Annotated in this window: 8 protein-coding genes and 1 pseudogene; 5 read left to right on the forward strand and 4 right to left on the reverse strand. The window is 71.8% G+C overall.

The features are described 5' to 3' along the window. Window positions 1-263: 263 nt before the first annotated feature. The 4 genes from AC31A1_RS36975 to mtnA are packed head-to-tail and all read right to left on the reverse strand — an operon-like array spanning window position 264 to window position 6,009. Window positions 264-2,096 (reverse strand): LpqB family beta-propeller domain-containing protein, encoded by a 1,833-nt coding sequence (locus AC31A1_RS36975; protein WP_489657493.1) that lies wholly within the window; start codon window positions 2,094-2,096, stop codon window positions 264-266. Continuing rightward, window positions 2,086-4,170 carry an MtrAB system histidine kinase MtrB gene (gene mtrB, locus AC31A1_RS36980; protein ID WP_489657494.1) on the reverse strand — a complete coding sequence of 695 codons (2,085 nt, stop codon included), beginning with the start codon at window positions 4,168-4,170 and terminating at the stop codon, window positions 2,086-2,088. Before mtrB ends, AC31A1_RS36975 begins: the two co-directional genes overlap by 11 nt. A 1-nt stretch (window position 4,171) precedes the next feature. Next, window positions 4,172-4,861: a two-component system response regulator MtrA gene (gene mtrA / locus AC31A1_RS36985; protein WP_187284748.1), complete on the reverse strand. Its 690-nt coding sequence runs from the start codon at window positions 4,859-4,861 to the stop codon at window positions 4,172-4,174. An 8-nt stretch (window positions 4,862-4,869) separates the two neighbouring features. Further along, entirely contained in the window at window positions 4,870-6,009 is a 1,140-nt protein-coding gene (gene mtnA, locus AC31A1_RS36990; RefSeq protein ID WP_489657495.1) for an S-methyl-5-thioribose-1-phosphate isomerase, read from the reverse strand. 140 nt (window positions 6,010-6,149) lie between these two features. On the opposite strand from mtnA, the gene AC31A1_RS36995 reads away from it, so the two are divergent. The 5 genes and pseudogenes from AC31A1_RS36995 to AC31A1_RS37015 form a co-directional block, all read left to right on the forward strand. Continuing rightward, a complete protein-coding gene (locus tag AC31A1_RS36995) occupies window positions 6,150-7,523 on the forward strand; it encodes a hypothetical protein (protein WP_489657496.1) in 1,374 nt (457 codons plus the stop codon). Between the two features lie 4 nt (window positions 7,524-7,527). After that, window positions 7,528-8,313, forward strand: a complete 786-nt coding sequence (locus AC31A1_RS37000) for a DUF4129 domain-containing protein (protein WP_489657497.1) — start codon at window positions 7,528-7,530, stop codon at window positions 8,311-8,313. Further along, window positions 8,310-9,503, forward strand: a complete 1,194-nt coding sequence (locus AC31A1_RS37005; protein WP_489657498.1) for a DUF4350 domain-containing protein — start codon at window positions 8,310-8,312, stop codon at window positions 9,501-9,503. Before AC31A1_RS37000 ends, AC31A1_RS37005 begins: the two co-directional genes overlap by 4 nt. After that, the gene (locus tag AC31A1_RS37010; RefSeq protein WP_106971240.1) at window positions 9,503-10,492 is read left to right on the forward strand and encodes an AAA family ATPase; all 990 of its coding nucleotides are present in this window, start codon (window positions 9,503-9,505) and stop codon (window positions 10,490-10,492) included. Before AC31A1_RS37005 ends, AC31A1_RS37010 begins: the two co-directional genes overlap by 1 nt. Further along, window positions 10,492-10,743 (forward strand): annotated as a pseudogene (locus tag AC31A1_RS37015) (DUF58 domain-containing protein); the annotation flags it as partial. The gene AC31A1_RS37010 and the pseudogene AC31A1_RS37015, both read left to right, overlap by 1 nt.

Below are 10,743 nucleotides of genomic sequence, written 5' to 3' on the forward strand. Positions count from 1 at the left end.
CTCGGCCGGCAGCACCAGATCCGTGAGATCCCGCCACCACCCCCGCATGCCCACCACTGTGCCAACGCCCCGACCAACCGGCCACCCCTGTGGACAACGGCCTGTGGACAACTCCGCGCAACCGTCAACGACCGTCACCCACACGAGTGCAAGGCCACCCCGGAACACGCGAACGGCCGCCCCCGACCGAGCCTCAGCCCGACCGGAGACGGCCGCTTTCAGTCCGCCACCTCAATGCCTCGACGCGTTGACGCGTCGACACGTCACCCCGGATAGACCGGCGCCGACCCCGTCTTGACGACCTTCTGCCACTGCGCCCCGCTGGACAGCCGTACGATCCCGTCCTCCGAGTAGGCCACCAGCGGCAGCTTGTCGTCCTCGGACGCGGCGATCTCCTTCACCCCGGTCAGGGCCGCGGGCGCTGGGCCCTCGGGCGTGGAGCCGTCGACCTGGACGTACCGCATCTGCACCACGCCCTCGTGCTCACGCCCCACCACCACGAGCCGGCTGTCCCCGGCCCACGACATGGCCGTGATCTCCTCCAAGTCCGGGGTGACGGAAAGCAGTTCGAGGACCGAGACCACCGGTGTCTCGCCCGCCGATCCCGTCCGCTGGATCCGCCCGACGAGCAGGGACCGCTTGCCGTTCTTCTCCACGACGAGCGCGATCCGCACCCCGTCGGCGGCCACCCGCACCGATTCGATACGGCCGTCCAGCCCCGGCATCTCCACCGCTATCGGCTGCCCCGCGCCCTTCTGCAGCAGGAGCAGCCGGGGCTTCTCCGGGTCCCGGTCGGCCACCCAGAGGTCGCCCTGCGCGTCCCAGCTGGGGGCCGTCAGCCGGTCGGCCTCCGTCTTGCCCTGGCTGGTCAGCACGGGGTCCCCGAGCGAGGCACCGGACACCATCGACCCGACGTAGAGCGACTTCCCGTCGAGACCGACGCCGGCGCCGGTCTCCTCGTCGCGCGACACCGCCACCGACCGCAGCTGCTTCTCGCCCTCGCCCAGCGCGCCCGGCACCGGATCGGCGCGTGTGCCGCCGCTGGACATCCGCACCACGCGGTGCTTGTCGTCGAGGAAATACAGGTACTCGGGCCGGTTCACGGCACCGTGTGCCGCGAGGGTGTCCGCGTTGCCCTCGTTGTAGACGCACAACTGCGCGCCGTTGGCGGCCTGCAGCTCGACCTTGTCCACCGTGGGGGTCATGGTCCGGAGCGTGAAGAGGATCTGCGTGGCCATCTCGTTGCACCGGGCCAGCCCCACCCGCGAGGCTTTCTGGTTCAACGGGACCGTCAGCTTGTTCTGGTCGTCGGGCGTCAGCGAGGTGACGCCCTTCGGCAGCGCCGTCCCGGTGGGGAAGCTCGACCTGACCACGGGGCCGAGCCAACTGGTGGGCCCGTTCAGGAGCGACCGCACCATCTGCGTCATCGGATCCACCCGCCGCCGTACGAACACCGGGTCGGCGACCGCGATCGGCTGCGAGCTCGTCCCGGCCGACGTGTTCGACGCGAAGTAGTACTTGTTGACCGACATGTAGTTGCGCTGGAAGTCCGACTCACCCATGACGACGCCCTGCGGCAGGTCGTCGATACGCCACTGGCCGCTCTTCGCGTCCTTCGTCAGATGTACGGCCTTGCTGTACTGCCCGTTCGCCGGGGCATACGCCTGCTGGGAGTCCACCGTGGCGACCCGGGCGCCGGTCAGGGTGTACGTGAAGGTGCCGGTGTCCTCCCGGCCGACCGGGGGACGGACGGCCTCCGTGCTCGGCCCGTCGGCGAGCACCGTGGTGGACGACTCGGGCTGCCAGTTCCGCGCGGCCTTGGCGGACAGGTACATGCGCGCCGTCTTGTAGTTCGGATCGTCGCTGGTCAGCGCCTCAAGGAAGCCCTGCACGATCTCCCCCTGCGACGCGTCCTCCCGGGGCGGCATCGCGAAAACGCGCACCTGGGTGTCCTGCCGGGGCGTCGACTCGACCCCCCGGAGATCCCCGCTGTCGGGCATCGAGGCACAACCCGCCAGCACTACGACGCCCATCGCGACGTACGCCGCCGCGCGTGCCGGCTTCCGCCGGGCGCCCCCCGCGCGGTCAGCGCCCACGAGATGCCTCCCCCTGCTTGTTCGATTCCTCCGGTACGCCGGCCGGGTCCGTGCTGCCCGCGGTCTCGCTCCGGGCCGGCTCCGCGGGCGACCGGTCCTCCTGGCGCCGGGTGCCGCCGGTCGGCCGGGGCACCACGCGCGCGCCGTTGCCGGGCAGCGCCGTCGGGTCCGCCGTGGCGGTCGTGGAGGCCATCCTGGGGGCGATCGGGGCCCGCGAGGGTATCGGTGGCACCTGGTCACCCATCGGCTGCACCGGGACCGTCGCGCGCTTGTCCCCGCCCCCGCTCGGCAGCCCGGCGTCGCTGAGTCCGCGGTTGCGGCGTGAGTCCTTGGGCTCCAGGGGTATCGGCGAGCCCCGTAGTGGTTCGTCCGCGGTCCGCGGCAGCGTCAGCCGGAACTGCGAACCGCCGCCCGGCTCCCCCCACGCCTGCAGCCAGCCGCCGTGCAGCCGCGCGTCCTCCAGGGCGATGGACAGCCCCAGACCCGTACCGCCGGTGGTACGCGCGCGTGCCGGGTCCGCCCGCCAGAAGCGGCTGAACACCCGGGTGGCCTCACCGGGCTTGAGCCCGACTCCGTAGTCGCGCACCGCGATGGCGACCGCCCCGCCCGCGGTGGCGAGCTTGACTATGACGTCCTTGCCGTCGCCGTGCTCCACGGCGTTGACGACGAGATTGCGCAGCACCCGCTCCACCCGCCGGGCATCCGCCTCGGCCACCACGGGCTGCTGGTCGCCGACGACGCGTATCTGCGTGCCCTTGCGCTCGGCGAGCGGCTCGGCGCCGCTGAGAACCCGCCGTACGACCTCTCTGAGGTCTATCGGCTCGGCCTCCAGGGCTGCCGCGCCCGCGTCGAAGCGGCTGATCTCCAGCAGGTCCGCGAGCAGCGTCTCGAAACGGTCCAGCTGATCTGCGAGCAGTTCGGCCGACCGCGCGGTCATCGGATCGAAGTCCACGCGCGCGTCATGGATGACATCGGCCGCCATCCGTACGGTCGTCAGCGGCGTCCGCAGTTCGTGCGACACGTCCGACACAAACCGCCGCTGCATCCGCGACAGGTCCTCCAGCTGCTGGATCTTCAGCTGAAGGTTCTGCGCCATCTTGTTGAAGGCCTCGCCGAGCCGCGCGATGTCATCCTCACCGGTGACCTTCATGCGCTCCTGTAGGCGCCCGGCAGACAGCCGCTCGGCGATCCCGGCGGCCATCCGCACCGGTGTGACGACCTGCCGCACGACGAGCCAGGCGATGGCCCCCAGGAGTACGACGACGAAGAGCCCGGCGGTGGCAAGGGTCCCCTTGACCAGGCTGAGCGACTTCTCCTCCTGGGTGAGCGGGAAGAGGTAGTACAGCTGGTACGGATCACCGTTCGGGTCGTTGACCTGCTTGCCCACGACCAGCGCCGGCTGGGACTCCTTGCCGTTGCTGTAGATGATGCGGGTGTAGCTCTGGGCCGCCGTCGTACGGTCGTTGACCCGCGCGCGCAGGTCCTCGGGCACGCTCGCGGACGGGTCGACGTACCCGGAGCCGCGCGGGCTGCGTCCGCTGCCGCTGTCCATGCCGGCGGGCAGTGTCACCACGTCGAAGGCGCCCTGGCCGCCGCTGGACAGCGACGACACGAGGTCGCTCATCCAGGAGATGACGTTCTGCGAGGAACCGTCGTCGGTCGTGGAACCGTCGGCGGCGGCACCGCTGCCCGCCTCGTCGGCCCGCTGCTTGGCCACGGCGAAGCCGCCCGTGGCCTGGCTCTGCGAGGCCTTCACCTTGGCGTCCAGCAGGCCGTTGCGCACCTGGCCGATGACGACGAAGCCCAGCAGCAGGACGACGCCCAGCGACATCAGCAGGGTCGTGACGACGACCTTGAGCTGGATGTTGCGCCGCCACAGCCGCATGACCGGCAGCAGCGGCCGGCGCACCCAGCGCATGAACAGGCGGAGGACCGGGCTGCCCTGGACCCCGCCCTGCAGCAGCACGCCCTCCCACAGGCGTCCCCAGCGGGAGTCCGCCGCCGTCCGGCCGACAGGCCGCCCCGCGTGGGTCCCGGACCCCCCGGGCGCCGAAGCGGCACTGTCCCTGGACATGTCAGCTCGGTCCCGCCTTGTAACCGACCCCGCGGACGGTCACCACGATCTCCGGCCGCTCCGGGTCCTTCTCGACCTTGGAACGCAGCCGCTGGACATGCACGTTCACCAGCCGGGTGTCCGCCGCGTGCCGGTAGCCCCAGACCTGCTCCAGGAGCACCTCACGCGTGAACACCTGCCACGGTTTACGGGCGAGCGCGACCAGCAGGTCGAACTCCAGCGGCGTCAGCGCGATCGACTGCCCGTCCCGCTTCACGGAGTGACCGGCCACGTCGATGACCAGATCGCCTATGGCGAGCTGCTCGGGTGCCGGCTCCTCCGACCTCCGCAGCCGCGCCCGGATCCGGGCGACCAGCTCCTTCGGCTTGAACGGCTTCACGATGTAGTCGTCAGCGCCCGACTCCAGGCCCACCACGACATCGACGGTGTCGCTCTTCGCCGTGAGCATCACGATCGGCACCCCGGACTCCGCCCTGATCAGGCGGCACACCTCGATACCGTCCCGTCCGGGCAGCATCAGGTCCAGGAGCACCAGGTCGGGCTTGCTCTCACGGAAAGCGGCCAGCGCCTTGTCGCCGTCGGCTACGAAAGACGGCTCAAAACCTTCACCACGCAACACAATGCCGAGCATCTCGGCCAGTGCGGTGTCGTCATCGACGACAAGGACTCGTCCCTTCATAAACGACATCATCCCATTAACTAAATCGTTACCTGTCGTGACCTGTCACACAGCTCTGCCAGCGCCTCCGCCGTCACGGGCGAAACAGCGCCTTCTTCGGTGACGATCGCCGTCACCAGCTCGGGAGGCGTCACGTCGAACGCCGGGTTGTACGCCTGGGTCCCCAGCGGTGCCACCGGAATCCCGCCTCCCGCTCCCGACACCGTCACTTGGGGTGACGTGATCTCCGTCACTTCGAAGCCGGGGCGCTGTTCCACCTCGATGGACGCCCCGTCCGGCGTGTCCCTATCCACCGTCGTCACCGGCGCCACCACGATGAACGGCACATGGTGGTACCGGGCGAGCACGGCGAGCGGATAGCTCCCCACCTTGTTCGCCACCGAACCGTCGGCGGCGATCCGGTCCGCCCCGATCAGTACCGCGTCCACCTCCCCGGCCGCGAACAAAGAGCCCGCCGCGTTGTCCGTGAGCAAGGTGTACGCCATTCCGTTGCGTGCCGCCTCATACGCCGTCAGGCGAGCACCTTGCAGCAACGGACGCGTTTCGTCCACCCACAGCCGCCTCAGCCGCCCGTCCCGGTGCGCCGCGAGCGCCACCGCGAAGGCCGTGCCCTCGCCGCCCGACACCAGCGCCCCGGTGTTGCAGTGGGTCAGAATCCGGTGCCCACCGCCGGGCAGCAGCTCGTCCAGCAGGGCCAGCCCGTGCGCGGCCATCCGCGCGCTGGCCTCGGCGTCCTCCCGGTGCAACCGCCGCGCCGCAGCCAACGCCGCCCCCGCCGCCCGCTCGGCACCGCCTCCCTCGGCGAGCGCGGCCCGGTGCGCGGCCTGGGCCCTGCGCACGCCGACGGAGAGGTTCACCGCGGTGGGCCGGGCGCCCGCCAGCGCGATCGCGGCCTCGTCCACGTCGAAGCCCCGCGCGGCGGCGAGCGCGACGCCGTACGCCCCCGCGATGCCGAGCAGCGGCGCACCGCGCACCGCCAGCGAGCGGATCGCGTCCACCAGCGCGGACGCGTCCGTGCACACCAGCTCGACCTCCTCGGCAGGCAGTCTCGTCTGATCGAGCAGGACCAGCACAGGTCCCTCGGGGGGCTCGTCCCAACGGATAGCGGGTATCTCGGTCGGCCAGCCGTCCTCGCCGGATTCCGCGTACTGATCAGCCATGCGGTCAGTCTGCCCCGTATCCGGCGGACAATTGAAGGTGCGCAGCCCATACCGCGGCCGGTCACCGCTCGACCACCCCATGGCACGATGGCTGCCAACCTGCCGCCGCGCCCGCGGACGGGCACCGTGAAGGAGCGACGATGAACGACACTCCGGGCTGGGCCTCGCCCGGATCCGCCCCGCCCGACGGGCCCGAGCCCGGCGCGTCCGGTCCCGCCGAGCCGGCCGACGGCCCCGGTACCGCACAGCCCGCGGACCAGCCGGGCACGGACCCGTCGGGCCCCGGTCCGCAGTGGTCCAAGGAGCAGCCGCCACCCGCCCAGTGGTCCGCGCCCACCGGCGCTCCGGGCCGGGGCCAGGCACCGCCTCCCCCACCGCCGGGCCCGGGCTGGGGCGGCGGCCACCCCGGCGGCCCGGCCGGCCCTGGAGGCCCTGGGGGATACGGCGGCTACGGAGGTTACGGCGGTCCTGGCGGCAACGGTGCTCCCGGCGGCTGGGGAACCGGGTGGGGCGGCCCCCCGCCCGCGGCCAAGCCCGGCGTGATCCCGCTCCGCCCGCTCGGCGTGGGCGAGATCCTCGACGGCGCCGTCTCCACGATGCGCACCTACTGGCGCACGGTCCTGGGCATCTCGCTCACCGTCGCCGTCGTCATGCAGACCGTCGTCGTCCTCGTCCAGGGCTTCGCCTTCAACGACCTCGCCAGCACCCAGGCCCTCGACGACCCGAACGCCAGCGCCTCCGAAGTGACCCGCGCCATGAGCGAGGCCTTCCTCAGCACCGGCGTCGTCTACCTGGTCGTCCTCATCGGCACCGTCGTCGCCACCGCCCTGCTCACCTCGGTCACCAGCCGTGCCGTGCTCGGCAAGCCGGTCACCGCCGGAGAGGCCTGGCGCGATGCCCGCCCCCAGGTGCTCAAGCTGTTCGGCCTGATCTGCCTGCTGATCCTCATGGCCGTCGTCCTGATCGGCGTCCCCACCGTGCCGGGCATCATCGTGGCCGTCACCGGGTCGCAGGACGGAGGCATCGCGCTCGCCGTCCTCGGTGGCCTCGCCGGCTGCGTCGTCACCCTGTGGCTGGCGATCCGCTTCTCCCTGGCCTCGCCCGCGCTCATGCTGGAGAAGCAGGGCATCATCAAGTCGATGAGCCGCTCCGCGAAGCTGGTGCGCGGCTCCTGGTGGCGGATCTTCGGCATCCAGCTGCTCGCCCAGATCATCGCGAGCATCCTGTCGTCCATCCTCGTCATCCCGTTCGCCTTCATCGCCGGGCTGTTCAGCGGCGACGGCCTCAGCGGCCTCGTCGACGGCACCGGCGGCCTCGGCTGGACGTTCCTCATCATCAGCGGCCTCGGCTCGGTGATCGGCCGCATGATCGCGTTCCCGATCACGGCGGGCGTCACCGTGCTCCTGTACATCGACCAGCGCATCCGCCGCGAGGCCCTCGACCTCGACCTGGCCCGCGCCGCCGGCGTCCAGGACTACGGCCACCCCGCCCCCGGCCCCACTCCGGGGAGTTGATGCGGTGAGCCTGGCGGGGGGAGTTCTCACAGCGGTACCCACGGCGCTGCCGCGTGCCGTCGAATCGGCCGCGGGGGCACTGCTGCGCGCCCACGGCACAGTCGTACGGTCATCAGCCCTCTCGGGCGACGAGCCACCGGTGACGACCCCGCGCGACCCCGCGCGGGAGGCGGCCCGGCGTGAACTGTCCAAGCAGATGTACCACGAGAACGACCCCAGCCTGGTGCAGCGGGCCCTGGACGCCATCTGGGACTGGATCGACAAACTGTTCGGCAGCGCATCGGAGGCGGCACCCGGCGGCACGCTCGGCCTGGTCGTCGTCATCCTGGCCGTCCTCGTCGTCGGCGCCGCCCTGTGGTGGCGCCTCGGCACCCCGCGCCGCCAACCCGTCTCCGCCGCCGCCCTGTTCGAGAACGGCCCCCGCAGCGCCGCCGAGCACCGCGCGGCCGCCGAGGCACATGCCGCCCAGGGGCACTGGAACCCCGCCGTGCAGGAACGCATGCGTGCCATCGTCCGCGCCCTGGAGGAACGGGCCCTGCTCGACGCCCGCCCCGGCCGCACAGCCGACGAAGCCGTCGCGGAAGCCGGCCGCGCACTGCCCTCGCACACGTCCGAACTCCGCGCCGCCGCCGCACACTTCGACGACGTGACATACGGCGGACGCGGCGCGAGCGAGCAGTCGTACCGCCGCATGGCCGAACTCGACCGCGACCTGGAGCGCACCAGGCCCGTCCTCACAAGCAGCGCCCACAGCACGGCCCACCAGACCAGCCAGGGGGCCGCCGAATGACCGCGGAGGCCACGCTTCCCGCCACCTCGGCCTCGCCGACCGCCCGCCAGGTGTGGACCCGCGCGCGGGGCATCCTCCTCGCGCTCGTGATCCTCCTGGCGGCCGCCGTGGCGATCGCCGCGATCCGCTCCGACGCCCGGCACGGCGACCTCGATCCGCGCTCCGCCGACCCCTACGGCAGCCGTGCCGTCGCCGAACTCCTCGGCGACCGGGACGTGTCCACGCGCGTGGTCACCACCCTGGCCCAAGCCCGCGCCGCAGCCGACCCGGACACCACCCTCCTGGTCGCCGTCCCCGACCTGCTGACCAAGCGTCAACAGTCCGTCCTGCACTCGGCGTTCGCGAACTCCGACAGCCGTACGGTCCTCGTCGCGCCCGGTCCCGCGTCCCTCCCCCGGCTCGCCCCCGAGGTCACCGCGGACGCCGGAACCAGTTTCGACACACTGCTGTCCCCCGACTGCTCCCTGCCCGCCGCCCAGCGCGCGGGCGACGCGGAAACCGGCGACTACAGGTACACGACCACAGCCGCGGACGCCGACGAGTGCTACGCCAGCAACGGCATGCCGACCCTGCTCCGGCTCCCCGACGCGTCCGGAGGCGGCGACACCGTCGTCATCGGCTCGCCCGACATCTTCTTCAACAAGCGTCTCGACAAGCAGGGCAACGCCTCGCTCGCCCTCCAACTCCTCGGCTCCCGCCCCCATCTGGTCTGGTACCTCCCCTCGCTGTCCGACACCTCGGCCACCGACTCCGGCAGCCAGAGCTTCTTCGACCTGCTCCCCTCGGGCTGGCTCTGGGGCACCCTGCAACTGTTCATCGCCGCAGGCCTGGCCGCCCTGTGGCGGGCACGCCGACTGGGCCCCCTGGTACCCGAGAAACTCCCCGTCGCGATCCGCGCCTCCGAAACCGTCGAAGGCCGCGCCCGCCTCTACCGCAAGGCCAACGCCCGCGACCGCGCGGCCAACGCCCTGCGCTCCACCACCCGCACTCGCCTCGCCCCCCTCGTAGGCGTCCCCGTCTCCCAGGCGCACGCGCCCGAAGCCCTGCTCCCCGCGCTCTCCGCCCATCTCCACGGCGACGGACAGACCCTGCACGCCCTCCTCTTCGGCCCGCCGCCCAGCGACGACACGGCCCTCATCGCACTTGCCGACCACCTCGACGCCCTCGAAAGAGAGGTACGCCGTTCATGATGGACCCGACCACTGACAACGCCGGGACCACGGGGAATCCGGACGCCGCCCGGGCCTCCCTCGAATCCCTGCGAGCCGAGATCGCCAAAGCCGTGGTCGGCCAGGACCCCGCCGTGACCGGCCTCGTCGTCGCCCTCCTCTGCCGCGGACACGTTCTCCTAGAAGGAGTCCCTGGAGTAGCCAAAACGTTGCTCGTCCGCGCCCTCGCATCCGCGCTCGAACTCGACACCAAGCGCATCCAGTTCACCCCGGACCTGATGCCGAGCGACGTCACCGGCTCCCTCGTCTACGACACCCGCTCCGCCGAGTTCCGCTTCCAGCCCGGCCCGGTCTTCACCAACCTCCTCCTCGCGGACGAGATCAACCGCACCCCTCCGAAGACCCAGTCGTCCCTCCTGGAGGCCATGGAGGAACGCCAGGTCACGGTCGACGGCACCCCGCGCCCGCTCCCCGACCCGTTCCTGGTCGCCGCGACGCAGAACCCCGTCGAGTACGAGGGCACGTACCCCCTCCCCGAGGCCCAGCTCGACCGCTTCCTCCTCAAACTGACGATCCCTCTCCCCTCCCGCCAGGACGAGATCGACGTCCTCACCCGCCACGCTGAGGGCTTCAACCCACGCGACCTGCACGCCGCCGGCCTGCGCCCCGTAGCGGGCCCCGCCGACCTCGAAGCAGCCCGCGCGGCCGTCGCCAAGACGACGATCTCCCCCGAAATCACCGCCTACGTAGTCGACATCTGCCGCGCCACCCGCGAATCGCCGTCCCTCACCCTCGGCGTGTCCCCGCGTGGCGCCACCGCCCTCCTGGCCACCTCGCGCGCGTGGGCCTGGCTCACGGGCCGCGACTACGTCATCCCCGACGACGTGAAGGCCCTCGCGCTCCCCACCCTCCGCCACCGCGTGCAGCTGCGCCCCGAGGCCGAGATGGAGGGCGTGACGGCGGACTCCGTGATCAACGCGATCCTCGCCCACGTCCCGGTCCCCCGCTGATGGCCCTCACCGGACGCGCCGCCCTCCTCGCAGCCCTGGGCTCCCTCCCCGTAGGCATCTGGGAACCCAGCTGGACGGGCATCCTCGCCGTCAACGCCCCCTTGGCGGTGGCCTGCGCCTGCGACTTCGCCCTGGCCGCCCCGGTACGCCACCTGGGCCTGACCCGCTCGGGCGACACCTCTGTACGCCTGGGCGAATCCGCCGACGTCACCCTGACGGTCACCAACCCTTCCCGCCGCCCCCTCCGAGCC

The organism is Streptomyces sp. P5F9, from assembly GCF_057961495.1.